General features: G+C 64.7%; 21 protein-coding genes and 1 other RNA gene. 10 read left to right on the top strand and 12 right to left on the bottom strand.

The features are described from left to right. Positions 1-22 precede the first annotated feature (22 nt). A complete protein-coding gene (gene secB, locus HA399_RS00185) occupies positions 23-526 on the bottom strand; it encodes a protein-export chaperone SecB (RefSeq protein ID WP_043331620.1) in 504 nt (167 codons plus the stop codon). Between the two features lie 125 nt (positions 527-651). Further along, the gene (locus HA399_RS00180) at positions 652-1,071 is read right to left on the bottom strand and encodes a rhodanese-like domain-containing protein (RefSeq protein WP_043331622.1); all 420 of its coding nucleotides are present in this window, start codon (positions 1,069-1,071) and stop codon (positions 652-654) included. 444 nt (positions 1,072-1,515) lie between these two features. Here HA399_RS00180 and gpmI point away from each other — a divergent pair, with 444 nt between their 5' ends. The 3 genes from gpmI to HA399_RS00165 all read left to right on the top strand — a co-directional run bounded on the left by gpmI (position 1,516) and on the right by HA399_RS00165 (position 5,988). Beyond that, on the top strand, positions 1,516-3,078 hold the full coding sequence (gene gpmI, locus HA399_RS00175) for a 2,3-bisphosphoglycerate-independent phosphoglycerate mutase (protein ID WP_404325641.1): 1,563 nt from the start codon (positions 1,516-1,518) through the stop codon (positions 3,076-3,078). Between the two features lie 118 nt (positions 3,079-3,196). Then, a complete protein-coding gene (locus HA399_RS00170; RefSeq protein ID WP_404325640.1) occupies positions 3,197-4,366 on the top strand; it encodes a murein hydrolase activator EnvC family protein in 1,170 nt (389 codons plus the stop codon). A 236-nt stretch (positions 4,367-4,602) separates the two neighbouring features. Next, positions 4,603-5,988 (top strand): S41 family peptidase, encoded by a 1,386-nt coding sequence (locus HA399_RS00165; RefSeq protein ID WP_404326866.1) that lies wholly within the window; start codon positions 4,603-4,605, stop codon positions 5,986-5,988. 219 nt (positions 5,989-6,207) lie between these two features. On the opposite strand, the gene HA399_RS00160 is transcribed toward HA399_RS00165, so the two are convergent. From HA399_RS00160 to HA399_RS00145, 4 genes are all read right to left on the bottom strand, one after another. Beyond that, positions 6,208-7,533 carry a UbiH/UbiF/VisC/COQ6 family ubiquinone biosynthesis hydroxylase gene (locus tag HA399_RS00160; protein ID WP_404325638.1) on the bottom strand — a complete coding sequence of 442 codons (1,326 nt, stop codon included), beginning with the start codon at positions 7,531-7,533 and terminating at the stop codon, positions 6,208-6,210. Positions 7,534-7,724: 191 nt separating this feature from the next. Beyond that, complete coding sequence (ubiH, locus tag HA399_RS00155) at positions 7,725-8,987, bottom strand: 2-octaprenyl-6-methoxyphenyl hydroxylase (protein ID WP_404325636.1); 1,263 nt, start codon at positions 8,985-8,987, stop codon at positions 7,725-7,727. A 4-nt stretch (positions 8,988-8,991) separates the two neighbouring features. Beyond that, positions 8,992-10,335 carry a Xaa-Pro aminopeptidase gene (pepP, locus tag HA399_RS00150; protein WP_404325635.1) on the bottom strand — a complete coding sequence of 448 codons (1,344 nt, stop codon included), beginning with the start codon at positions 10,333-10,335 and terminating at the stop codon, positions 8,992-8,994. A gap of 134 nt (positions 10,336-10,469) precedes the next feature. After that, complete coding sequence (locus HA399_RS00145) at positions 10,470-11,111, bottom strand: UPF0149 family protein (RefSeq protein ID WP_404325634.1); 642 nt, start codon at positions 11,109-11,111, stop codon at positions 10,470-10,472. A 260-nt stretch (positions 11,112-11,371) separates the two neighbouring features. On the opposite strand from HA399_RS00145, the gene HA399_RS00140 reads away from it, so the two are divergent. The 3 genes from HA399_RS00140 to HA399_RS00130 all read left to right on the top strand — a co-directional run bounded on the left by HA399_RS00140 (position 11,372) and on the right by HA399_RS00130 (position 12,744). Beyond that, complete coding sequence (locus HA399_RS00140) at positions 11,372-11,749, top strand: cell division protein ZapA (RefSeq protein WP_064503224.1); 378 nt, start codon at positions 11,372-11,374, stop codon at positions 11,747-11,749. Positions 11,750-11,822: 73 nt separating this feature from the next. After that, a non-coding RNA gene (gene ssrS / locus HA399_RS00135) (6S RNA) lies at positions 11,823-12,005 on the top strand. A gap of 22 nt (positions 12,006-12,027) precedes the next feature. Beyond that, positions 12,028-12,744, top strand: a complete 717-nt coding sequence (locus HA399_RS00130; protein WP_404325633.1) for a 5-formyltetrahydrofolate cyclo-ligase — start codon at positions 12,028-12,030, stop codon at positions 12,742-12,744. A 763-nt stretch (positions 12,745-13,507) separates the two neighbouring features. Here the strand turns inward: HA399_RS00130 and ilvA are convergent. Beyond that, a complete protein-coding gene (ilvA, locus tag HA399_RS00125) occupies positions 13,508-15,031 on the bottom strand; it encodes a threonine ammonia-lyase, biosynthetic (protein WP_404327000.1) in 1,524 nt (507 codons plus the stop codon). Between the two features lie 237 nt (positions 15,032-15,268). Between ilvA and rpiA the strand changes: the two genes are divergently transcribed. Both rpiA and HA399_RS00115 read left to right on the top strand, forming a co-directional pair. Further along, positions 15,269-15,940, top strand: a complete 672-nt coding sequence (rpiA, locus tag HA399_RS00120; RefSeq protein ID WP_054556388.1) for a ribose-5-phosphate isomerase RpiA — start codon at positions 15,269-15,271, stop codon at positions 15,938-15,940. Positions 15,941-15,949: 9 nt separating this feature from the next. Beyond that, a complete protein-coding gene (locus HA399_RS00115; RefSeq protein WP_404325631.1) occupies positions 15,950-16,660 on the top strand; it encodes a DUF3157 family protein in 711 nt (236 codons plus the stop codon). Between the two features lie 126 nt (positions 16,661-16,786). Here HA399_RS00115 and HA399_RS00110 read toward each other — a convergent pair whose 3' ends face one another. Both HA399_RS00110 and HA399_RS00105 read right to left on the bottom strand, forming a co-directional pair. Then, positions 16,787-17,641, bottom strand: coding sequence for an outer membrane protein OmpK (locus HA399_RS00110; protein ID WP_082388693.1), 855 nt, complete (start codon positions 17,639-17,641; stop codon positions 16,787-16,789). Positions 17,642-17,990: 349 nt separating this feature from the next. Further along, on the bottom strand, positions 17,991-19,259 hold the full coding sequence (locus tag HA399_RS00105) for a NupC/NupG family nucleoside CNT transporter (protein WP_043331634.1): 1,269 nt from the start codon (positions 19,257-19,259) through the stop codon (positions 17,991-17,993). 319 nt (positions 19,260-19,578) lie between these two features. Here HA399_RS00105 and HA399_RS00100 point away from each other — a divergent pair, with 319 nt between their 5' ends. Beyond that, positions 19,579-20,355, top strand: a complete 777-nt coding sequence (locus HA399_RS00100; protein ID WP_054556386.1) for a DeoR/GlpR family DNA-binding transcription regulator — start codon at positions 19,579-19,581, stop codon at positions 20,353-20,355. Between the two features lie 151 nt (positions 20,356-20,506). Here HA399_RS00100 and waaA read toward each other — a convergent pair whose 3' ends face one another. The 3 genes from waaA to HA399_RS00085 are packed head-to-tail and all read right to left on the bottom strand — an operon-like array spanning position 20,507 to position 24,425. After that, complete coding sequence (waaA, locus tag HA399_RS00095) at positions 20,507-21,829, bottom strand: lipid IV(A) 3-deoxy-D-manno-octulosonic acid transferase (RefSeq protein ID WP_404325629.1); 1,323 nt, start codon at positions 21,827-21,829, stop codon at positions 20,507-20,509. A 2-nt stretch (positions 21,830-21,831) separates the two neighbouring features. Next, entirely contained in the window at positions 21,832-23,262 is a 1,431-nt protein-coding gene (hldE, locus tag HA399_RS00090) for a bifunctional D-glycero-beta-D-manno-heptose-7-phosphate kinase/D-glycero-beta-D-manno-heptose 1-phosphate adenylyltransferase HldE (protein WP_043331637.1), read from the bottom strand. Continuing rightward, the gene (locus tag HA399_RS00085; RefSeq protein ID WP_153635005.1) at positions 23,262-24,425 is read right to left on the bottom strand and encodes a glycosyltransferase family 9 protein; all 1,164 of its coding nucleotides are present in this window, start codon (positions 24,423-24,425) and stop codon (positions 23,262-23,264) included. The genes hldE and HA399_RS00085 overlap by 1 nt, the downstream gene beginning before the upstream one ends. On the opposite strand from HA399_RS00085, the gene HA399_RS00080 reads away from it, so the two are divergent. Beyond that, positions 24,424-25,212 carry a 3-deoxy-D-manno-octulosonic acid kinase gene (locus HA399_RS00080; protein ID WP_404325628.1) on the top strand — a complete coding sequence of 263 codons (789 nt, stop codon included), beginning with the start codon at positions 24,424-24,426 and terminating at the stop codon, positions 25,210-25,212. The two genes, HA399_RS00085 and HA399_RS00080, sit on opposite strands and share 2 nt — an antisense overlap. Positions 25,213-25,228 lie beyond the last annotated feature (16 nt).

The raw sequence follows: 25,228 nt of genomic DNA, 5'->3' as shown, positions 1-25,228 counted from the left end.
CCAATCAAGGCCGGCTCACTGATCAGTGAGCGGTCGCCTCGGCGGCGCCCTGGGCTTCACGCTGCTTGCGCTGCGCGTACATGGCCTCGAAGTTGACCGGAGCCAGCATCAGCGGAGGGAAGCTGCCACGGTTGACCAGGTTGTCGATGGCTTCACGCGCATACGGGAACAGCACGTTCGGGCAGAAGGCGCCCAGGGTGTGGTCCAGCTGCTCGGCAGACAGGCCAGCGATACGGAACAGGCCAGCCTGCTCGACTTCCGCCAGGAAGGCAGTGGTCTTGTCTTCGCCATTGGTGACCTGAGCGGTGACCTTGATGGAGACTTCGAACAGCTCCTCACCGACCTGCTGGTGCTCGGTATCCAGCTCCAGCGCGACCTTCGGCTGGAACGGCTGGGAGAAGACCGCCGGAGAATTCGGGGCTTCGAAGGACACGTCCTTCACGTAGATGCGCTGCAGGGCAAACTGGAGCTGATCCTGAGCCTGTTCTGCGCCTGCTGCAGCCTGTGCGTTCTGTTCTTCAGCCATGAGACATATCCTTGAGGGTTCGGAGATTTATTCTTGGTTGCGAGCCTGCCTCCAGCAGACCCGCAAACTTGCCCAGCCAGCGGGGCAATGACAGCTGGCAGACACGCGACGTGCGAGTCTGCGACTCAGCGAGTCACGACCGGCAGGCTGTCGGCTTCCCACTGGCCCATGCCGCCCTTGAGCTTGACGGCCTGCTTGAAGCCATCCTTCTCGAGGCGCGCCACCAGCGGTCCCGCCGTCTGGCCATGCTTGCAGACGATGATCACCGGGCGTTCCTTGTACTTGGCCAGCGGAGTGGTCTCGCTGGTCAGCTGACTGCTGGGAACGTTGACGGCACCGGCGATATGACCGGCCTTGAATTCCTTGCTGTCGCGGATGTCGATGAAGACACCCTCTTCGCGATTGACCAGTCGCGTGGCCTCGCTGACGCTGACGCCGTGGTTGCCACGCATGGTTTCCATGACAATGAGGGCGACCAGCAGGGCGACGAAGGCGCCGACCAGCAAGGGATGATTCTGCGCGAACTGAAGCAGCTGTTCGATCATGAGACGGGCTAACTCCGCTGTGACGTGCATGCCGACGCGTACGCGGCAAAGGAAATAGACCGCTACCTGAGGTAACGGAGCCAGCATTATACATGACAGGCCCAAGCATGAATGCCGCTGCATGGCATCAAAAAGGCGTAGCCGGGCGATGCGCCGGCTGCTGTCAGCTCAGCCGGGCCGGGGCGATCCACCGATAGCGCAACCCAATCCCGGCGATACACTTGCGGCACTTGCACTCGGCACCTTACCACCCCTCTAATAGAGGGCAGAACGAGCAGGTAGTTTTATCACTACATGTCGTTTCCGCCGAGGGTTCTGCCCCACGGATGCGCCACAGCATGGCCGCAGGACATGACAGCTGCATGATGCGTCGCCCGTCGAACATCATCCTGTCATCCCGGCCCCTGCTCACCCCAGATCATTCGTCATCACAGCGAGGAAGTCATGGCAGCTCAAGCACAAGGTCCGCGTCCCGTCGCCCTAATCATTCTGGACGGCTACGGTCACAGCGAAGAGGAGAAGGACAACGCCATCCTCGCCGCCGACACGCCGGTGATGGACCGCCTGCGTCGTGAATATCCCAGCGAACTGATTCACACCGATGGTGGCTTCGTCGGCCTGCCGGACGGCCAGATGGGCAACTCCGAAGTCGGCCACATGAACCTCGGTGCCGGTCGCATCGTCTATCAGGACTTCACGCGCATCACCAAGGCGGTGCGTGAGAATGCCCTCAAGGACAATGACATCCTGACCGCGCCCATCGATGCCGCCGTCAAGGCCGGGCGTGCCGTGCACCTGATCGGCCTGCTGTCCCCGGGTGGCGTCCACTCCCACGAAGACCACACCCTGGCCATGGCCGACCTGGCCGCCGAGCGGGGCGCCAAGCGCATCTATATCCACGCCATCACCGATGGCCGTGACACCGCGCCCAAGAGCGCCGAGGCCTCCATCGCGCGTGCCGATGAGCACCTCGCGGGCCTGGGCCTGGAAGACGGCCGTGTCGCCACGCTGGTCGGTCGCTACTTCGCACTGGACCGCGACAACCGCTGGGACCGCGTCGAGCAGGCCTACCGCCTGATCGCCAACGGTGAAGCCGAGCATGAAGCCGCCACCGGGGTCGCCGGGCTAGCTGCCGCCTACGAGCGCGACGAGACCGATGAATTCGTCACCGCCACCCGCATCGGCGATTCCGTCGCCATGCAGGAAGGCGATGCGGCCATCTTCATGAACTTCCGCGCCGACCGTGCCCGCGAGCTGACCCGCGCCTTCGTCGAGCCGGACTTCGCAGGCTTCGAGCGCACGCCGCCCAAGCTGACCCACGACGGTCTGGTGATGATGACCCAGTACGCCGCCGACATCCCGGCGCCGGCAGCCTTCCCGCCGTCCGAGCTGCACAACACCCTGGGCGAGGTCGTATCCGACCGTGGCCTGACCCAGCTGCGCATCGCCGAGACCGAGAAGTACGCGCACGTCACCTTCTTCTTCTCCGGTGGCCGCGAAGAGGAATACCCCGGCGAGACGCGCATCCTCGTGCCCTCCCCGCAGGACGTGAAGACCTACGACGAGAAGCCGGAAATGAGCGCCGGCGAAGTCACCGACAAGCTGGTGGAAGCCATCGAGTCCGGCGGCTACGACCTCATCGTCTGCAACTACGCCAACGGCGACATGGTCGGCCACACCGGCAAGTTCGACGCTGCCGTCCAGGCCGTCGAGTTCCTCGACAAGTGCGTGGCACGCGTGGTCGAGGCGCTGGAGAAGGTCGGAGGCGAATGTCTGATCACCGCCGACCACGGCAACGCCGAGCAGATGGTGCACCCGGAAACCGGCAATCCGCAGACCGCGCACACTACCTTCGAGGTGCCGCTGATCTACGTGACGCAGCGCGATGCCAAGCTGGCCGCCGACGGGCGTCTGTGCGATCTCGCCCCGACCCTGCTGACCATGATGGGCCAGTCGGTGCCGGAAGAGATGGATGGCAAGGTGCTGGTCGATTATGCCGAGGCCTGATAGCAGGCTGCATGGCGCACCCTTCGGTGCGTCGTGCCTCTCGCCCAGCCCGAGCAAGCCGCTAGGGCTGGGCGACCGCCCCCGAATATTCAAGCGCCGGAGCCGAGTCTCCGGCGTTGTGCTGTCTGCCTGGCTGCTGAGCCTCGCCCCGCTGGCACTCGGCCCCGTGGTGGCGACCACCGCGCTGGCCGCTGACGACACCGCCACCCTGACCCAGAAGAAGCAGGCCTCCCAGGAAGACCTCAAGCGCCTCAAGCGCGAGATCCAGGCGATGCAGGGCGAGCTCAAGGCCACGGCAGCGCGGCGCAGCGACACCCGCAACGGGCTGGAGAAGATCGAGCGCCAACTCAATGCCACGCGCCAGCAAACCGGCAAGCTCGAGGATGAGCGCGATGACATCAAGCAGCAGCTGGTGGCACTGACGCGCAAGCGTGAAGCCCTCAGTCAGCAGCAGACGGCCCAGAAGGCGGCGGTGGCTGAAGAGATGGCCGCCCTCTATCGCCTTGGTCGTCAGCCTGAACTGAAATTGCTGCTCAACCAGGATGATCCCGCACGTCTTGAGCGCCTGCAGGTCTATCTGAACCATCTGAGCGAATCACGGCGTGCGGCGCTGGAGCGCCTGGCCGAGCTGAACCAGTCACTGGCCGACACCCGCGCACAGCTGCTGGCCCGCCAGGCACGCCTGGATGACGTGCAGGCAGGACTCAAGCGGCAGGCCAGTCAGCTGATCGCGCAACAGAATGAACGCGCCGCCCTGCTGCGCAAGCTGGATGCGCGCTATGCCAGTCATGAGGCGAAGATCGCCGAACTGGACCAGGACCGCGCGCATGCCAACCAGCTGATCCAGACCCTCGAGAAGCGCCTCAAGTCGATCAAGAGTGCGCCGCCACCCAAGACCCGCATCACGCGTGCGATGGGCAAGATGGACTGGCCGGCACCGGGCAAGGTGATCTCCGCCTATGGGCGTGGCGAGGGCGTCAACCGTGATGGCGTGCTAATTCGCGCGACACAGGGCACCGCCGTCACGGCGCCGCACGCCGGTCGCGTGGTCTTCGCTGACTGGATGCGCGGCTATGGCAACCTGCTGATACTCGATCACGGTGACAACGTGCTGACGCTCTACGCCCACCTGGCAAGCTTCAGCGTGGGCCCGGGCGACAGCCTGTCACGTGGCCAGCAGCTGGGCAGCGTCGGCAGCAGCGGCGGGCGTGATGGCCCGGCGCTCTATTTCGAAGTGCGCCGCAGCGGTCAGCCGACAGACCCGAGTCGCTGGCTCTCGCGCCGCTGAAGTGCCTGGCAGCGGCACCTCGCGCAGCGTCTGGTTGTCAGTCAGCGCTGAATGCCACCGCTACCCGGCGGGCTAGTCGCCAGGCACTCGCGCGGGATATGCTCGCAGTAGCCTGTGACTGCGAGCATGCTGGGCGGTGTTCCCCCCTGCCATGCCTCGACATCCGGCCCCGGCGCTCAGCGCATTTCGGTACCAGTCGAGTCAGTATCCGTCGAGAAGGAAATCGCATGTCTGCAATGTCGCCGTTCCGTCCTGCCCCGCGCCGCCTGCGTCAGCTGGCGGTCAGCGTGCCGCTGAGCCTTGCCCTGCTGGGCGGCGGACTGCCGGCCAGTGCAGAAGATGTCATCTCACCATCCGACAGCGCTCAGGATGCCCGTCAGGGCACGGACCTGCCGCTGGATGAGCTGCGCACCTTCGCCGAGGTCTTCGAGCGCATCAAGCGCACCTACGTCGATCAGGTCGATGACCGCACGCTGCTCAAGAATGCCATGCGCGGCATGCTCGAAGGGCTGGACCCGCACTCCGCCTATCTGGATCAGGAAGACTGGCAGGACCTGCGCGAGAATACCGATGGCGAGTTTGGCGGCATCGGTATCGAGGTCGGCACCGGCGACGATGGCCAGCTGACCGTCATCGCCCCCATCGACGACACCCCGGCGGCGCGCGCGGGCCTGCAGCCGCGAGACGTCATCCTCAAGATCGACAATACGCCGCTGGACGGCCTGTCGATGTCGGAATCGGTCAAGTTGATGCGCGGTGAGGCCGGCTCTCGCATTCGGCTGCTGATTCTGTCCGAGGGCGCCGACATGCCGCGCGAAGTGGTGCTGGAACGCGCCATAATCAAGAGCAGCAGCGTCAGTCAGCGCCTGCTGGACCCGGGCTATGGCTATCTGCGCATCAGCCAGTTCCAGAGCGCGACCGGTGACGAGGCCCACACGGCGCTTTCCAGACTGCGGGAAGACAACGATGGCGAGCCGCTCAAGGGGCTGGTGCTGGATCTGCGCAACAACCCCGGCGGGCTTCTCTCGGCCGCCGTCGAGATCAGTGACCTGTTCCTGTCCAGCGGCCGCATCGTCTACACCGAAGGCCGCCTGCCCGACAGCGAGCTGTCCTTCTCGGCCAAGCCCGATACCCCGGCGGGCGACACCCCGCTGGTGGTGCTGATCAATGGCGGCACGGCCTCGGCCGCGGAAATCGTGTCCGGCGCGCTGCAGGATCAACACCGCGCCATCATCATGGGCACCGACAGCTTCGGCAAGGGCTCGGTCCAGACGGTGATGCCGCTGGGCAATGGCGATGGGCTCAAGCTGACCACCGCGCTCTACTTCACGCCCAGCGGCCGTTCGATCCAGGCCGAGGGCATTCGCCCGGATGTCGAGGTCGTGCGAGGCCGCCTCGAGCGCGACACGCGACGTGACTTCAGTGTGCGCGAGGCAGATCTCGACGGGCGCCTCGACAATGCCAACGCCGCCAGCGAGTCCGCCAGCAGCAAGGCGCCCGACAGCCCGGTGGTGGCGGAAAGCGACTACCAGCTGGGTGAGGCGCTCAATCTGCTCAAGGGCATGAACGTGCTGGGGCGCAGTGCGGCACTCAAGGCCACCGTGCCCACAAGCGACGAGTAAGCATCACGCCATAATCGCCAGATCATCAGGCCACAACGACAAGGCCCCGCCATCTGGCGGGGCCTTGTCGTTGCAGGGGGCATGACATGCGCACTTGCATGGAGGCATATAGCGGTATGTGTGACAGCGGTCGGCCATCCTGTGACCACCTGTGCCCAAGCGATGATAGTAGGCGCTCACATACCCGATGGCGCAGGAATTACACCAACTTCACTCTTGTTACGGCTTGCAGCTGGCGGGCAACTCACCCCGCTGCCCCATCGCCTGACGCATCAGGATACGCTTCAACTCGCCCTGGCCGTCGACGAAACCAAGCCCGAAGTTGCGCAGCAGACGCACGCCCGGCTGACGGCTGCCGAACAACAGCCGGAAGCCATCCATCATCTTGAGCATCATGGCATTGTCGCTGCGACGCCGGCGGCGATAGCGCGCCAGCCAGCGCTCGTCGCCAAGCGCCACCCCGCGGCGATGTCCTGCCAGCAGCTCGTCTGCCAACACCGCCACATCCATCAAGCCCAGATTGACGCCCTGGCCTGCCAGCGGATGAATGGCATGCGCAGCATCCCCCACCAGCGCCAGCCCCGGCAGCACATAGTCTTCGGCGTGGCGCTGATGCAGCGGGAAACTGAAGCGCTCGCTCGCCCATTCGATGGCGCCCAGCTGACCTTCAAAGGCGTCTTCCAGCTCACTACAGAATGCCGCCGCTGACAGTGCCAGCAGACGCTCAGCCTCTTCTGGCGTAGTCGACCACACGATGGAGCAATGCCGTTCTGCGGCCGAGGCTCCCTCGGCCGGCTGAGCCAGGGCGTCATTGACGGCCAGTGGCAGGAAGGCCAGCGGCCCGGTCGGCAGGAAGCGCTGACGCGCGACGGCCTGATGCGCGAGTTCGCTGCGCACCGTGGCCACCAGCGCGACCTGGCCGGTGTCGTGCTCCCGCGTGGCGATCCCGGCCAGCTCGCGCAGCCGTGAACGCGCACCATCCGCCGCGACCACCAGCGCCGCGGTGACTGTCCGGCCATCGGTCAGCGTCAGGCTGGTCGCTTCCGCCTCATCGAGTTGATAAGCATTCACTACCGATGTAGCGCCCGAGCGTGGCAGTGCCATGCCTGCCACACGCGCCCCGAAGCAGCGCGTGATCGCCGGGCAGGCATCGATGGCCTGCTCCAGCGCGGCGAGCGTGACCCGGTTCTCGACGATATGCCCCAGCACCGGCACACCGCTGTCCTCGGCGCTGAACTGGATCTCGCCATTGCCCTCCGCGTCCCACACCTGCATGCCGGTATAGGGCATCAGGCGACTGGCGGCGATCGTCGGCCACACACCCAGACCGCTCAACAGCTGCTGAGAGACCGGCGTCAATGCACTCACCCGTGGCTCGGGGGCGCTATCTGGCTGCCAGCGGGTCGCGGACTCACGCCCCTCGACCAGCATGACCCGCAGTCCCGCCTGCCCCAGCAGCAGTGCCAGGGTGGCACCGACGATACCGGCACCGACGATGGCGACATCGGCGTCATGTGCGCTACCTGCTGATCGACCGTCCTTCATGCCTGCTCCCTGTCTCGAAGTTCTGTCTCGTAGTTCTGTCTCGTGGCCTGATCTCGAAGACCAATCTCGTGCCCTGATTTCGAAGCCCCGTCGCGTGGCTCGACACCAAGGCGCTGTCAGTGAGGCCCTGTCAGTGACGCCCTGCCTGCGAGGCTCTACCCACGAGCCAAGTCAGTGAGTGCCTACCAATCTCAGCGCTCAATGCCCATCGAGCGTCTGGCCAACAGGCGCTTGAGCGGCGAGACCAGATTGAGCCCGATCAGGCCCGCTGCCCGTGCATGCCCCAGCCAGCGACTCTCGACCCCGAACAGGCGGATCAAGCCATCGCTGAACAGCACCACATTGTCGCGATCCGCGCCGCGCCGCTCCTCGAAGTCACTCAGCACACTGGTGGCCCCCGGCGACTCGCCACGCGTCAGGCCCGCCTCGATGGCCGCGACCAGATCGGTCACGCCGCGCAGTGCCAGATTGAAGCCCTGCCCTGCCACCGGGTGCAGGGCGTGGGCGGCGTTGCCGAGCACCGCAAGGCCGGGGCGCGTGCCTTCGCTGGCACGCACCAACGACAGCGGATAGGCGTGGCGTTGCCCGACGCGGCGAAAGCGGCCGGCGCGTTCACCGAAGGCGCGCTGCAGCGCCTGCAGGAAGTCGCTGTCGGGCAGCGTCATCAGGCTTTCCGTGTCAGCGGGCGAGCGCGTCCACACCAGCTCCATGCGCTTGCCGGCCAGCGGCAGCAGCGCCATCGGGCCTTCGCTGGTGAAGCGCTCGTAGGCGACTCCCTGGTGAGGCTGGCTCATCTCCACCGTGGCGATCAAGGCATGCTGCTCATAGTCCTGCGCCGCACTGTGGATACCGAGGCGCTCCTTGAGTCCGGAGCGACCGCCATCCGCCAGCACGGTCAGCTCAGCCTCGATCAGACGACCATCCTCCAGCGTGAGGCGATGGCCTTGCGCCGTGACAGCGATTTCTGCCACGCGCGCCGGGCAATACCAGGCCAGCGGCAGCCCAGCCAGCTGGCGATGCAGCACCTGACCCATCCAGGCATTGGGAATCACGTGGCCGAGCGCGGCTACCTCGAGTTCGGAGGCCCGCATGCGTGTCGCGCCCAGGTGGCCGCGCTCACTGACATGGATGGTACGAATCGGCGTGGCGTGCTCGCACATCGCCTCCCAGACCCCGAAGGCGGTGAACCGCTGGCGTGAACCCGCCGCGATGGCGCTGGCACGTGCATCGAAACTGGGCTGGAAGCGCTGGGCATCTGCTGACGCCGCGGGCAGCTCATTGGCCTCGATCACGACGACACGCAACGCTGCGGCCTCACGGCCCTTCTCGTCGGCCACACGTTCCATCAGCGGCGCCAGCGCACAGGCCAGGCTGGCGCCCACCAGGCCGCCGCCGATGATCACGATGTCGAAGTGTTCGGCATCACGCCCGCTCATGGCTTCAGGCTCGCTCATGGCGTCAGGCCTCCGCGCGCATCAGCGCCTCGATGGCCTCGACGGACTTGGGCACGCCATGACTCAACACCTCGTGGCCCGCGGCAGTAACCGCGACGTCGTCCTCGATGCGAATGCCGATCCCGCGATACTCAAGGGGAATGTCGCCGTCCTGCGGAATGTAGAGGCCCGGCTCGATGGTCAGCACCATGCCCGGCACCAGCGGACGCGGCTCACCCGCTTCGCGATAGCTGCCAACATCGTGCACATCCAGCCCCAGCCAGTGCGAGGTGGAGTGCAGATAGAAGCGACGGTAGGCATCGCTGCTGATCAATTCCTCGACCTCGCCCTGCAACAGGCCCAGCTCGACCAGCCCCGTGGTCAGGTCATGCACGACCTGTTGGTGAATGCCCACCAACGTTGCACCCGGCACCACGGCGGCCACCGCGCGCTCCTGCGCCTTGAGCACGATCTCGTACAGACGGCGCTGCGGCTCACTGAAGCGGCCATTGACCGGGAAGGTACGCGTGATGTCGCCGGCATACAGGGCGTACTCGGCGCCGGCATCGATCAGCACCAGCTGACCATCCTCCAGCGGCGCGCGATTCTCGATGTAGTGCAGCACACAGGCATTCACACCCGCCCCGACGATGCTGGTGTAGGCCGGAGCCGGCGCGCCCTGCCACTGGAATTCATGCTCGATCTCGGCCTGCAGATGATACTCGTGCAGGCCGGGACGGCTGATCTGCATCGCACGCACATGCGCGCGCGCGGAAATCTCGGCGGCGTGGCGCATCAGTGCCAGTTCACGCTCATCCTTGATCAAGCGCTGCTCATGCAGCAGCGGCGCGAGATCCTCGAAGGCGGCCGGCGGCCGTGCCCCGCGACGCACCGCGGCGGCCAGCTCATCGCGCAGCGCTTGAGCCAGCGCCAGGGCTTCATCATCCTCGAACAGCACGTAGAGACGCTCGCGGCCATCCAGCAGGCTGGCCATCACCTCATCACGGGCCTCATTGGTGAAGGCCTGATCGAAGCCTGCCGTGTTGACGGCACCTTCGGCGCCGATGCGGATGCCGGTCCAGGCTTCGGCCAGCGGGTCCTTCTCCTGACAGAACAGCACGCTCTCCCCTTCGGCGCGCCCGGGCAGCAACAGCAAGGCGGCCTCGGGTTCCGGCCAGCCGGTCAGATAGTGGAAGTCGCTGTTCTGACGGAAGCTGTATTCACTGTCGCGGTTGCGCTGGGCCAGGCCCGACGAGACCACCAATGCGGCAGCCCCCTGCGGCAGCTGCGCGATCAGGCGCTGGCGGCGTGCACGAAAATCCTCTGCCGTCAGGGCAGCAGGTGCGGGCAGGATGGCTGGGGCAGTCATGGCAATCTCCGTCGAGAACCCGCCGGGCATGGCGCGTTCGAGTGACAAACAGGCGTGATGCTGTAGATGGGGTCACCCGCCCTCTTGTACCAGCCTTGCGTCAGACGCGGCGCAAGCGGTGGGTGACCATCGTTTCAGTGGGTATCGGTACGCGAGCTGACGCCGAGGCTGCCCTCGAGACCGCCTTCCGGCAGCTGGTCATCGCTGGGCTTCTCGACGTCCGGGTTGCCCGGGTGCTGCTCGGTGTAAAGCAGCAAGGCCGCCATGCGCACATGGTCAGCCAGCGCGAACAGATCGGCCTCGTCCTCGGCGTTGTCGTCGTCGAGATCTTTGGCATTGGCGAGGCCGCTCGAGATGGCTTCGACATCGCTCAGCGCATCCTTGAGCGCCTGACTCCAGCCACTGCGGACATCGTCATCGGCACCGGCCAGCTCTTCCTGGAAGCCTAGCGTCCATTCGCGCAGGCTCTGACCACGTTCGGCCAGCGAGAACATGTCATCCGGCAGCAGCGGCTCGAAGCTCATCTCGCTGGCGGCCAGACGCTCCTGATTGCGCGTGCGCCAGGTGAGGAAGACTTCACCGGCTTCACGCGTGGCCGGTTGCTCGACCCCCAGCGAGGCGCAGACGCGCGCCAGCCAATCCTCGGCACTGATGTCATCCAGCGCCAGTGCGGCTACCAGCTGACCATCGAGGAAGGAGGGATTGTTGAGGCTGCCGTGAGCCAGAAAGTGGTCTGCGACGAGCGAGAAGTCGAAGGTATCGTTGATGATCGCCATGATGCGGCCCCATTGAGTCAGTGAGAAGTGGTTCTGTAGCGGGAGAATGGCATCTGAAGGATGTGCTGCAGCACAAGGCAGCCGCGCCGCGCGGCGCGTTGACCCTCCAGAAGCGGCTCTCTATAGTGGCTCGAGAATGCCCCCATCTTACCGCACTGGCCCTCCTTCTGGCTTGCCGTCCTGACTGCGACGGTGACGCACTGACAGCAGGACGTCGGCATCAATCTGGATGACGCCGGACAAGGCCCGAGAGGATCTACATGAGCGATTCCGCCACCCCACGCAATACCACCGAGATCAGCCTGCTCGGCCGCAGCTATACCGTCAGCTGTCAGCCCGGCGAGGAAGATGGCCTGACCCGTGCGGCGGCTTATCTGGATCTCGCCATGCAAGGCATCCAGCAGCGCGGCAACACCATCAGCGCCGACAAGGTCGCCCTGATGGCAGCGCTCAATATCTCGCATGAGTTGATCAACAGCCGTGACAGCGAGCGCGCCCTGCAGCGCGACTTCGAGACTCGCCTCACCGCGCTGGACCGTCAACTGGATGCCGCGCTCAGTCAGCTGCCAGCCGACTATGCCGATCAGGCGAAGGCGCGCGCTGCTGAGCGTAAAAACGCTTCAGAATCAAACAACTGATACATTCAGGCAACAGATTGTTCCCGACAGGATTAGCCCTTGGGCAGGCAGGCGGGGTTTGGTAGACTGGATGAGTTCTCTGGGGTGTACGACAGTTGCCGATGTCCCTCGAGCTTATAAGCTATTCCCAGGGAGTCCACTGCGCAGTGCTGTGTGCATGTCCGTGCGTCGGAACGCCTGATGCGCTGCGCGGGACTACCCACCTTGAACCGCTGGGTTCAAGGGCCCCCGGTAACACCGGCACCTTGGAGAACCCTGTCTGACGGAGATTGTCAGGCATGCGCAAGCCCCCCGCGGTCTATGCCGCACCCGCGAGCCCACGCTCGCCACTCTCTTCTGCAGCACTCGATACCACGCTCTGGGCGCTGCCCAGCGAGCTCGATCACCCTCAGGCCGACCGCCGTGCGCTTCGCCGTCTGCTGCGTCAACGCCGCCGTCAGCTACCCCCTGCCATTCGTCTGCAAGCCGAAGATGCGCTCCTGCGTCAGCTGAAACGGCTGCCGGAACTGTTGCGCGCCCGCCACGTCGCCCTGTATCTGCCCTACGATGGCGAGATCGATGCCACGCGTCTGTGCGATTGGCTGCAGCGACGGGGGGCGAAGGTCTATCTGCCGGTACTGCGTCCGTTCGCGGCCAATTCGCTATGGTTCGTGCGCTATGACGATCAGACACCCCTGGTCAGCAATCGCTTCGGCATCGCAGAACCGGACACCCGTCACGGTGCTTCCAGGGCGCGGCGCCTGCCTGCCTGGGCGCTGGATGTCGTCTTGATGCCGCTGGTCGGCTTCGATGGGCGCGGGGCGCGCATCGGCATGGGCGGCGGCTTCTATGATCGCAGCTTCGCCTTTACCCGCCGTCCCGGCCCACGGCCACTGTTGATCGGTCTCGCCCATCACTGTCAGAAGGTCCCCGCCCTGCCGGAACAGCCTTGGGATGTCCCGCTGGACGCCATCGTCAGTGATCGCGAAGTCGTGCGTCCTGCCCGTGCCGAATGAGGCGACAGGCTTTATAACGAGAACGATGGCACGACCGCGAGATGTCGAGGGTGAAAGCAGGCAGAAAGGGGCTATCTGTGAGGAGGCGAAGCAGCAACGCAGTGAAGCCAGACGAGGGGTCAAGCTGAGGGGGGGAGTCGGGGAGCTGGAAAGCCGGGAGCAGAAACGCTGGAAAGCCTGGCAGGAGGGTCATGGCATGGGTGCGTGGCGCCAGAGAGACTGACGCCAGCAGCACCGCTACCGCCGGTGAGGGCAGCAGCGCAGGATTCAGGAACCCATTACGGTCTGGGCGTAGCCGGTTGCCACTACACCAATCCCGAAGATGAATACCAGGGCCATGACCAGATCGGGCTTACGTTTCATGAGAGCGGGCTTCTTCTTATATCGTCAGTGGCTTTCGCGTGACGGTTGTCGATGACTGTCTTCCTGACAGTGACCAGATGATAGGCATCTGACTTCTGTATGACAATCACCATGCAATCGTTTGAATGGACGCTTTTCCACGCAGCTTTTGATGTCTGGTCGCCCCAGCCGACAAGGGTTTTCGTCAAAAACACCGTTCTTTTTCGCGCTCGGCATGAAATGTGGAATTTCCTGCGGCATGCCCGCCGGATACGCATGAAAAAGCCCCGACCTTCCACGCGAAGGCCGGGGCTTTTCCTTCCACGAATATGACCAATGAAACATGATGAGCTGCGCCTCAGCTCGCCGCCTTCAACGCCAATGACTCATATAGCCATCATCGCCCCATCGCTTGCCTCGCTCAGGACAGAAACAGGCGGTAGGCGGGATTATCGCTCTCTTTCCAGAAGCGATAGCCGATCTCATTGAAATATTCCTCGACCCGCGCGCGGTCGCCATTGGGGATCTGCATGCCGATCAACACCCGCCCATGCGACGCGCCGTGGTTTCGGTAGTGGAACAGCGAGATGTTCCAGTCCGCCGGCAGGTGGGTGAGGAAATTCATCAGGGCGCCCGGGCGCTCCGGGAACTCGAAACGATAGACCTCTTCCTCGAGATCGCTGGTCGTGCGCCCACCGACCAGATGACGCGTGTGCAGCTTGGCCAGTTCGTTGTCGGTCAGGTCTTCCACCGCATAGCCCGCCTCACGCAGCTTATCGACCACAGCGGCGCGGTCTTCACCGCCCGGCTTGACCTGCACGCCGACGAAGACATGCGCTTCCTCCGGGTTGGCATAGCGATAGTTGAACTCGGTGACCATGCGCTTGCCGATCACCTTGCAGAACTGCTTGTAGGCCCCCGGGCGCTCCGGCAGCGTCACGGCCAGAATCGCCTCACGCTGCTCACCCAGCTCGGTGCGCTCGGCAATGTGCTGCAGGCGATCGAAGTTGGTGTTGGCGCCGGAGTTGATGCACACCAGCGTCTCCCCTTCCGCGCCTGACTGCTGGACGTATTTCTTGAGGCCAGCCAGTGACAGTGCGCCACTGGTTTCGGAGACGGCGCGCGTATCCTCGAAGATATCCTTGACCGCTGCACACATCTCGTCGGTATTGACGGTGATGACCTCATCGACGGTGTGCTGGATGAGCTCGAACGGTGCCGCGCCGATCTGCGCGACCGCCACGCCCTCGGCGAACACGCCGACCTGGTCCAGCACCACGCGTTCGCCGGCTTCCATGGCCGCCTTGAGGCAGGCGGCATCTTCCGCCTCGACCCCGATGACGCGGATCTCGGGGCGCAGGTACTTCACGTAGGCCGCGACACCGGCGATCAGGCCACCACCCCCGACCGGCACGAAGATCGCATCGATCTTGCCGGGGTGCTGACGCAGGATTTCCATGCCGACGGTGCCCTGACCGGCAATGACATCCGGGTCGTCATAGGGCGGGATGAAGGTATAGCCGTGCTCATCCATCAGGGTACGCGCGTGGGCCAGCGCCTCGGGGAAGGCGTCGCCCTTGAGAATCACCCGCGCGCCGCGCTCGCGCACGGCCTGCACCTTGATTTCCGGCGTAATGCGCGGCATCACGATCACTGCCTTGACGCCCATCAGCTTGGCCGCCATCGCCAGGCCCTGCGCATGATTGCCGGCCGAGGCCGCAATCACGCCACACGCCTTCTGTTCATCCGTCAGCTGGGCCATCTTGTTGTAGGCGCCGCGAATCTTGAAGGAATAGACAGGCTGCAGGTCTTCACGCTTGATGAAGATGTGATTGCCGAAACGACGCGACAACAAGGGTGCCGGCGAGAGCGGAGTTTCATGGGCGGCTTCGTAGACACGAGCCGACAGGATTTTCTTGACGTAATGTTCGAGCATTATAGGAATGTCCTGATGTGTCACAGCGCGGGCCGCATGAGCGCGACCGAACCCCCATTGTTATCAGACCGCTGGCGAGAGCGTCCAGCGCCATCGCCGGGTTTGCCGTTATAATGTGGCGTTTTCCGGCGTTGCGCTTCACGTCAAGCCGTTTTCCAGTGCCTGTCGGCGGTAAACTGCTGGCCACGTAGGGAAGACCGCGCCAATGCCCACTTTCACCACCGCCCCACCGACCCGAGGTATCACATGACCCAGGATGAGCTGAAGCAGGCCGTGGCCCGCGCCGCCCTTGACGAGATTCGCCCACTGCTGAGCCGCGACACCATCATCGGCGTCGGCACCGGCTCGACAGCCAATCTGTTCATCGATGCGCTGGCGGAAGTGCGCCACGACTTCGCCGGCGCCGTCGCCAGCTCCGAAGCCACTGCCGAGCGCCTCAAGGGCCATGGCATCGACGTCTTCGAACTCAACCATGTCGGCACCGTGCCGGTCTACGTGGATGGTGCCGACGAGATCGACCCGCGCCTGGCGATGATCAAGGGCGGCGGCGCCGCGCTGACCCGCGAGAAGATCGTCGCGGCCTGCGCCGAGCGCTTCGTGTGCATCGCCGATGGCTCCAAGCAGGTGGATATTCTCGGCGGCTTCCCGCTGCCGGTGGAGGTCATCCCGATGGCGCGCTCCTATGTCGCGCGTGAGCTGGTCAAGCTGGGCGCCGACCCGGTCTACCGCGATGGCGTGCTGACCGACAACGGCAACCGCATCCTCGACTGCTACAACTTCCTGATCGAGGACCCGATCGCCATGGAAGCGCGCATCAATGCCATCGTCGGTGTTGTCACCAACGGTCTGTTCGCGGCACGTGGGGCCGATGTGCTGCTGGTGGGACGCGAAAGTGGCGTCGAACGCATCACTGCCTGAGGAGCTGGCATGACGATGAATCTGCGCCCACGACTGCGCCTGGCGACCGCACTGCTGCTGGCAGCCAGCGCAAGTCCGCTGGCGCTGGCCGATAGCCTGCCGATCAGCCAGCCAGTCACCGTGACGCTCGACAGTGGCGTCAAGATCCTGCTCAAGCCGGACCACAGCTGGGAATATCAGCTGGATGAGGTGCAGGCCGCTTCCGCCCCGGCCACACGGCCGTCCGTGGAAACTGGCGCTGGCAGCGCGCTGGTGCCGACCTCGACGGCCGTGCCGGTGACGGCGGCGGTCGCTCCGGCTGGCGACTCGACCTCACCATCAGCCGGTGCCAGCAACGCAGCGCCTGACAGCGCGTCACGCCTCAACAGCAGCGCGCTGGCCAATCCGCGGCTGTTGAGTGAAGGCCACCGCGATGGTCTGGTCGCGCGTCTGTCCTTGGTGAGCGAAGAGGATGACGAGGCGCTTCTGCAGTTCAGTCTCGACAACACGGCCGGCCAGAGTGTCATCGGCGTGCAGGCCAGACTGCGCCTGTATGCCGATGATGGCCATCTGCTCGCGACGCGTGAGGTGCCACTGTGGGTCGGGGAATATCGCCTGCCCCAGACCTACCTGCGCCCCGGCCAGACACGCGATAGCCGCGAGGTACGCGTCTCGCTGCCGGAGGGTGAGTGGTCACGCCAGCTGGTGCGCGTGGAAGTCACCGAGGTGGAGTTCCGCTGATCATCAGATGCCGGATGCCGGATTCCAGGTGTCAGATGCCACAGCAGCCAAACGAAAAACGGGAAGCCCTGAGGGGCTTCCCGTTTCTGTTTTAGCGCCGGTCGCTCAGCGAGAGCGAAGCGGTGATCAGAACTTGTAGTTGATGCTGAAGTAGTTGCCGAAGCCGGTGGTGTCCTGGCGAACGCCGGTGGCAGTGGAGCCATCGGTGAAGAACGCCATGTTGTTGTAGTACTTCAGGCCATAGCCGATCGCATAGCGCTGGGTGTGGTAGTAGATGCCGTTGAACCACTCCATGCTGTTGACGCTGCGGCCCGCCTGGCTGCCCACTTCGTCGGCATCGAACTTGTAGTCCAGGTAGCCCTGATAGGCGATGAAGCTGCCATCATCGAAGTTGACGAACGGCTTGAACCAGTTGGTGGAGGCCATGTAGCCGTCCCACTTGCTCTCGTCTTCGCCGCCGTAGTTCTCACGCACGTAACGCGCGTAGAGGTTGAAGCCCATCTTGCCGAACCACGGCACCTGCACATCGCTGCCCAGGCCGACGTAGTGCTCCCACAGACCGCCGAATGCGCCGTTGTCACCGATGTTGGTGACGGTGGCGATGTAGAGCTCATCCACCGGGCCGAACGACAGGTCGTAACCGGTCATGGCGTCCAGCGAGAAGCGCGGCGCCAGCTTGGCAAAGAAGTTGTCGCCGTCGTTCAGGTCATCGGAACTGTCGTCCAGCAGGTCGAAGAAGTCGACATACCCGTAGAGATCGACGATGCCCGAGCGGCCGCCGAACTCCATCTCCAAGTAGGTATCTTCGCTGTTGCGGAACGGCAGGCGGTTGTCTTCACTGCGCATCAGGTTGAAGGTCAGCCACTTGTAATCATTGGCGTGGATATCGCCATTGAAGTCAGTAGCCTGCGCCGGTGCTGCAGCGGTCAGCAGCGTGGTGGCAGCCAGAGTGCTGGCCGCGAGGGTCTTGAGCATGGTCATCGCGTAACGATCCTGTCCTGAATGATGAGACTGTTCGAATTCTTGTGGTCTTGCCCGCTGAGCGGGTCTTGTCGCTATGAAGTCCGACGAAGGCGCGGGAGTGAAACTCGCACGGGGCCCAGTCTGGAAAGGCGGCGATGTTAGCACTTCCTCGCAAAAACGACAGAGCGACATTTCGGGGGTGATCAACGTGCCTTCGACGACAATGTGAACCTTTTCACACTCTCGCCTGGCACCTTGCCACTCCCGGCTTCCCCGAGCTGACATCCCGATGTTTCCTCGCTTGCCGCCCGGCGCATGCCGGCAGGATGGCTCCCGTCGACTGACCGAGCGGAGAGCGAGGAATGCATCAGGCCGCCAGCGCCAGGAAGAAACCGGCAATCGCCGCCGACATCAGGTTGGACAGCGTGCCGGCGAGTACCGCCTTGAGCCCCAGGCTTGCGATCTCATGACGGCGTGTCGGTGCCAGGCTGCCCAGCCCCCCCAGCAGGATGGCGATCGACGACAGATTGGCGAAGCCACACAGCGCGAACGACAGCACTGCCATGGTGTAGGGCGTCATCACCGCGCCGGTGGCCGCGACGATGCTGTCACCGCTGAGGTAGGGCGCCAGATTGATGTAGGCGACGAACTCGTTCACCACCAGCTTCTGGCCGATGAAGGAACCCGCCAGGGTCGCCTCGCTCCACGGCACGCCCAGCAGGAAGGCCAGCGGCGCGAACAACCAGCCGAGAATCATGTCGAGACTCAGCGTGTCCATGCCGAACCAGCCACCCACGCCGCCGAGAATGCCGTTGATCAGGCCGATCAGCGCGATGAAGGCCAGCAGCATCGCCCCGACATTGGCCGCCAGCTTGAGGCCGGAAGACGCACCGGAGGCCGCAGCGTCCAGCACATTGGAGGGCGCATCATCATCCTTGAGGGCGGCATCGGCGAGTGCGATCGAGTCGTCCGGCTTCTCCGTCTCCGGGAACAGCAGCTTGGCGAACAGCAGCCCGCCGGGCGCTGCCATGAATGATGCCGCCACCAGGTACTCCATCGGAATGCCCAGCGCCGCATAGCCGCCCAGCACCGAGCCGGCGACGGAGGCCAGGCCACCGCACATCACGGCGAACAGCTCGGAGCGCGTCATGCTGGCCAGATACGGCTTGACCACCAGCGGCGCCTCGGTCTGACCGACGAAGATGTTGGCCGTGGCCGAGAGCGACTCGGTACGCGACGTGCCCAGCACACGCTGCAGGCCGCCGCCCAGCAGGCGAATCACCCACTGCATGATGCCGAGGTAGTAGAGCACCGCGATCAGCGACGAGAAGAAGATGATGATCGGCAACACCTTGACCGCGAAGATGAAGCCGACACCACTGCCCGGATTGGCCAGGCTGCCAAACAGGAAGTTGATGCCCTGATCGGCATAGTTGACCACCTGACTGACGGCACCGGAGACACCGGCCAGCACTCCCTGACCGAAGGAGGTGTAGAGCACGAAGGCGCCGATGGCCAGCTGGATGGCAAAGGCACCACCCACGGTGCGCAGGCGAATGGCGCGTCGATTCGACGACAGCGCCACGGCAATGAGGATGAGCGAAGCCATCCCGACGAGACTCATGAGGGGATTCATTGGGAAGATCCTGAGGGTTCTTGTGGTTGTTATGGGTGCTGCGTGCAGGGCTGCGACGACCCGTTCTCAACGTCGTGCAGTGTTATCCTGCATTCTCACCATGTTCAAAAAGTCACAGCCTGACCAAATAGTCAATACGTCCGTTTTACCTCACGCCCACTTGTCTTCCAGTGCCAGACTGGCGATGTCAGGGGCATTTTTGAGGTTCTCCCTGTGTGTCAGTGGTTTATCATCTGCTTCTGACGTGGGACGTGGCGCTTCAGCCCAGTTTTTCGCCAACGCTCCCTCATCGGAACCGGCACCAAAGGACAAAAGCCGCATGAACAATCACAGCGCCGCCCGACTCGACCGCCTGCAGGCCATTCTGCGCGAAGGCAGCCCTCTGCAACTGAGCGACGCCGCACAGCTATGCGCCGTCTCGGAGATGACCATTCGTCGCGACGTGGCGCACAGCAACGGACTGCTGGAAATTCTGGGTGGCCGCCTGTTGCTGGTCGATTCATCCGCCGGCAGCGTCTATCGCCTGGATCGCGAGATCGACGCCAGCGCCCCGATCAAGCAAGCGCTGTGCCAGCAGCTGGCCAGTCATATCGAGGATGGCGACACCCTGTATGTGGATTGCGGCACCACGCTGGTCCATCTGGCAGCCGCCATCGACCGCCAGCAGACGCTGACCTTGGTGACCTGCGCCCTGAATGTGGCCAATGCGGTCGGCCATCTGCCCGGGGTGCGGCTGGTGATGCTGGGGGGGCTGTTTCACCCGGCCACCCAGTCATTCACCGCCACCGACATGCCGGAGGCCATCCGCCGCCTCGGCATCAACAAGGCCTTTCTCTCGGCGGGCGGAGTGCATGCCGAGCGAGGCGTCAGCTGCTTCCATTTTCATGAGGTCGCGGCCAAGCAGGCCGCTCTGGAAAGCGCGATGCAGCGCTTCTTGATCGTCGATGCGCGCAAGTTCGAGATGGTGCGCCCCGCCTTCATCGCCCCACTGAGTGACTTTGATGTGGTGATCAGCAATGCCAGCCCCGCCGCACGTGATTGTCTGGGGGCGCTGGAGGCAGAAATGGGCGTGACAGCCGAGCTTGTCGACTGCTGAGCTGTCGATTGCTGAGCCTGTCGATTGCCTTGCTGGAAAGAGTCAGGCCACTCGCAGCGCCAGACCACTGACAAACAGAAAACGCCGCACGATTGTGCGGCGTTTTCTGTCTGACCAGACAGTCAATGCACACTTTGCGTGCGCGGGGACGTCACAGCGGCAGGTGGTGCTCGAGCATCGCCAAGGTGCCACTCAGCGCGCCGCGATTGCGCTCCACGACCTGGCTGGCCGCCTGGCCTGCCATCTGCTGCGCGGCCTGATCCGAGAACAGCGCATTCACCGCTTCGGCCAATGCCGCGTCATCCGCGACGACCTGGAGCGCGCCTTCTGCGGCCATCACCTCGGCGATCTCGCTGAAGTTGTCCAGCGATGGGCCACTCAGCAGTGGCAGCCCCAACGCAGCGGGCTCGAGCAGGTTGTGCCCGCCGATGGGCACCAGGCTGCCGCCAATGAAGGCGATATCAGTGGCCGCATACAGCGTCAGCAATTCCCCGAGACTGTCACCGACCAGCACCGAGACGGCGCCAGCCACCTCGGTGCCGCTCTCTGACATGGCACTGCGCCGCAGGCTGCTCTCGCCGCGCGCCTGACACCACTGCGCCGCCTGAGCGGCCACTGCCTCGAAGCGTTGTGGATGGCGCGGCACCAACAGCAGCAAGGCCTGAGGATGCTGGTCACGCACCGCGGCATGCGCCGCGAGTATCTGGCCATCCTCGCCGTCATGCGTCGAGGCGGCGATCCATACCGGCCGCTGCGCGAATGACTGGCGCAGCACCTGGCCGTCGGCAATGACCTGTTCAGCAATGTCCAGTTCGAACTTGAGCGAGCCGACGGCCGTGCCACGCGCTGGCGGCAGGCCAAGCGCCATGAAACGCTCCAGATCCTGCTGCGACTTGGCCGACAGACCACTGACGTGAGCGAGGCTATCGCGCATCAGGGCGCCGATCCTGCGATAGCGCTGGAAGGCGCGCGGTGACAGGCGACCATTGATGACACACAGCGCAATCTCCTCCCGCGCGCAGGCGGCCATCAGGTTGGGCCACAGCTCGGTTTCGACCATGATCGCCAGCGCCGGACGCAGCCGGCGCACGAAGCGCCGCGCGCTCAGCGGGAAATCCAGCGGCAGGTAATGGTGACGGGCCGGGGCCAGCCCGGGCGAGCCCTGCGGGGTATGCAGCAGACGTGCGGCCTGTGCAGCGCCGGTGGCTGTCATGGTCGTCAGCACCAGCGGGCGCCGTGGGTAGCGCTGACGCAGCGCCTCGACGAGACTCGCCACCATCACCACCTCGCCCAGCGAGGCGGCGTGCAGCCAGATGGGGCGCTCACTGTCGGGCGTGGTGCTCGGCGTGGAGGGGATGATACCCAGCCGCTCCAGGCGGGAGTGCTGGGCATCGTGCTCGCGCCAGACCCGCTGCCAGATGAGGGGCGACAGCAGGGTCAGTGCGGTACTGTAGAGGCCAAGGGCAAGGCTCACGCCTAGTCCTCACGATCGAGGATGGTGGCGATCATCGCGGTGGTGGAGACGCCGTCCTCGAAACCGAGCACGCGGACTTCACCGCCATTGGCGATAACCGCCTCTCCCCCGGCGATCTCTTCGGGACGATAGTCGCCGCCCTTGACCAGCACATCCGGCAGCACGGCCTCGATCAGGCGTGCCGGGGTGTCCTCGCTGAAGGGCACCACCCAGGCGACCGCACCGAGGCCCGCCAGCACCTGCATGCGGCGCAGCACCGGGTTGATCGGGCGTGTCGGCCCCTTGAGGCGTGCCACCGAGTCGTCGTCGTTGACGGCCACGATCAGGCGATCACCGTGGCGCGCCGCTTCCTGCAGGTAGGCCACGTGACCGGCGTGCAGGATGTCGAAGCAGCCATTGGTCATCACCACGCGCTCGCCGCGTGCCTGGGCGGCCTTGACTGCCGGGATGAGCGCGGACTCCTGGATCACGCCGAATTCTGCCAGCTTGTCGCCGTGCAGCGCGGTGTAGAGCTCCGCCACCGACAGGGTCGCGGTACCCGGCTTGGCAACCACCAGACCCGCGGCCAGGTTGGCCAGCATCACGGCTTCCGGGAAGGCGTGACCGGCCGCCAGCGCCAGACCCAGCACGCCGATCACCGTATCACCGGCACCGGTGACGTCGTAGACCTCACGCGCATGCGTCGGCAGGTGCAGCGGCTGATAGCCCTCGCGGATCAGGGTCATGCCCTTCTCGCTGCGCGTCACCAGCAGGGCTTCCAGCTCGAGCTCGGCACGCAGTGCCTCGCCCTTCTCGGCCAGTTCCTCATCGCTGCGGCACGGCCCGACGATGGTCTCGAATTCGGTCAGGTTGGGGGTGATGATGCTGGCGCCGCGATAGCGCGAGAAATCACTGCCCTTGGGATCGACCAGCACACGCTTGCCCGCCGCACGTGCGGCGGCGATCAGCGCCTCGACCTGATTCAACGAGCCCTTGCCGTAGTCGGAGAGAATCATCACACCACTGGCGCCCAGCTCGGCCTCGACCTGGCTCACCAGCGCGCTGGTATCCACCTCGTGCAGCGGCTCCTCGAAATCGAGGCGCAGCAGCTGCTGATTGCGGCTCATCACGCGCAGCTTGGTGATGGTCGGCACGCTGTCACTGGCCTGGAAGCGCGTGATGACATTGGCGTTTTCCAGCGCGCGCGTGAGGATGGCGGCGTTGTCATCCTCACCGACCACACCCGCGAGGGTGGCATGTGCGCCGAGCGAGGCGATGTTGAGCGCGACGTTGGCGGCACCGCCGGGGCGGTCTTCGCTCTCGCCGACTCGTACCACCGGTACCGGTGCTTCCGGCGAGATGCGTGAGGTGCCACCGTGCCAGTAGCGGTCGAGCATCACATCACCCACGACCAGCAGGCGAGCCTGTTCAAGCGCAGTCAGATCAAGCTTCATCAGGCGTCTCCGCGTGCAGAGGGGGATTGGGAAGAAGAGGTATCCGTAGAGGAGACAGCCGCGACCGGCAGACGTTCGCAGCTCTGGCCGCGAATGACGCCATCGGTGTCCGCCAGCAGCTCAGCGAGGCGCGCGATGACATCCTCGGCGCGAATCAGGCTCATGGCGTCCTGATGGCGCACGCGCTGGCCCCAGTTGATCTCGTCCATCTGCTTGTGAAGATAGGTCTTCACGGCGTCCGGATAGCGATTGACCACCAGATGCTGCCAGCAGTACGGCGCCGCACGCTCGGGATTGGTGGTGGCGTACAGACCGATCACCGGGGTGTTGAGCGCATTGCCCATGTGCACCGGGCCGGAATCCGGCGCGATCACCGCCACGGCGCGATCGATCATCGCCAACAGGCCCTTGAGCGAGGTGCCACCGATGGCATCGATGACCGCGCCTTCGCTGACCAGCGCCTTGATGCGCGCGCCCATTTCACGTTCCTGCGGGCTGCCGCCACCGGTCATCACGCTGCGGATGCCATATTGCTGCCAGGCATGATCGACGACCGCCGCATAGCCTTCCGGCGACCAGTTGCGGAAGTTGCGCAGTCGCGGATTGGCACACGGACTGATGATCAGATACGGCGCCTCACCGGTGACGCGTGCGGCTTCGGTGTAGGCCTCGGGCGGTACATCGAGGCGCCAGTCGAGGCGGCAGTCCTCGACACCCAGCGTACGCGCGAAGTCCATGAACGACTCCAGCACGTGGGCGCGCTCTCGTGGGGCCAGCTGATGGGAAGTAAAGAGGTACTGCCAGTCCTTGGCGCGCGCACGGTCGTAACCGATGCGCACCTTGGCCTTGAGACCCAGCGACAGCGCACTGGCGCGCAGTGCCTGCTGCATGTGCAGCAGCACATCGAAGTGCGTGTCCTTGAGCTGTCGCCAGATGGCGCGCATGCCCGCAAGACCGGTGGACTTGTCATAGACCACGAACTCGACCCCGGTCAGGCCGGACAGTAAACTGTGCTCCCCCTTGCCGACGATCCAGGTAATGCGGGCCTCAGGCCACTGACGCTGCAAGGCGCGTACCGTTGGCACAAGATTGCAGACATCGCCGAGAGCGGAGAGCCGGAGCACGCAGATATGTGCGGGCTGGGCAGGGAGAGGATGCTTCATGCGGATGGCAGTTTTCCGAAATGAGAATGCCCACATTCTATATGATGGCGAAACAGCGCCACAAATGACGCCGGATTGGTTCATGCCATCGTTCTGGCGTGAACACGACGCCGTGACCGGCGAAGCGCCGGGGCGTGGGGCGAGTCTGTTCCTTGATGTCTGTCGTTTGCCCGCCGAACTGCAACCCGACAATACCACCGCGACACCGGCTCGCCGCTGGGCACTGCGCCCCTATCGTCGCGGCGGCCTGATCGCGAAGCTCGCCAGTCAGCGCTACCTCTACACCGGCCTTGAGCGCACCCGCGCCTTCGCTGAACTGCGCCTGACGGAGCGCCTATATCGCCAGGGGCTGCCGGTGCCAGAGCCCGTCGGTGCCTGCGTGTGGCGGCATGGTCTGACCTACGAGGCCGCCCTGATCACGGTGCTGATTCCCGGCGCACGCGCCTTCGCCGATGACCTGATCGCCCTCGAAGCACAGCACCTGCCTGCCGGGGCCGAGCTGCCCGAGGCTCTGCTTCGCCTGCTCGACGCGACAGGCCACGCCATTCGCGCCGTACATGACGCCGGGCTTGAGCATGTCGATCTCAACGCACGCAACCTGCTGATCGATGAAAGCGAACGCGTCTACGTGATCGATCTCGATCGCTGCCAGCTGCATGCCGAGGCTCCCACGGATGCACGCTGGCGCGAGAGCAATCTCTCCCGCCTGGGCCGTTCGTTGGCCCGCTTCACCCCGACACATCATGCGGCGTGCCTGGCCCGCATCCGCAGCGCCTATCAAGGGTAGGCGCCCGCTCCGTTCC

Origin of the sequence: Cobetia sp. UIB-001, assembly GCF_044789135.1 — a bacterium.
Classification (GTDB): domain Bacteria; phylum Pseudomonadota; class Gammaproteobacteria; order Pseudomonadales; family Halomonadaceae; genus Cobetia; species Cobetia amphilecti.
Note: the sequence above shows the minus strand (reverse complement) of the source record. Positions and strands in the feature narration are given on the sequence as shown.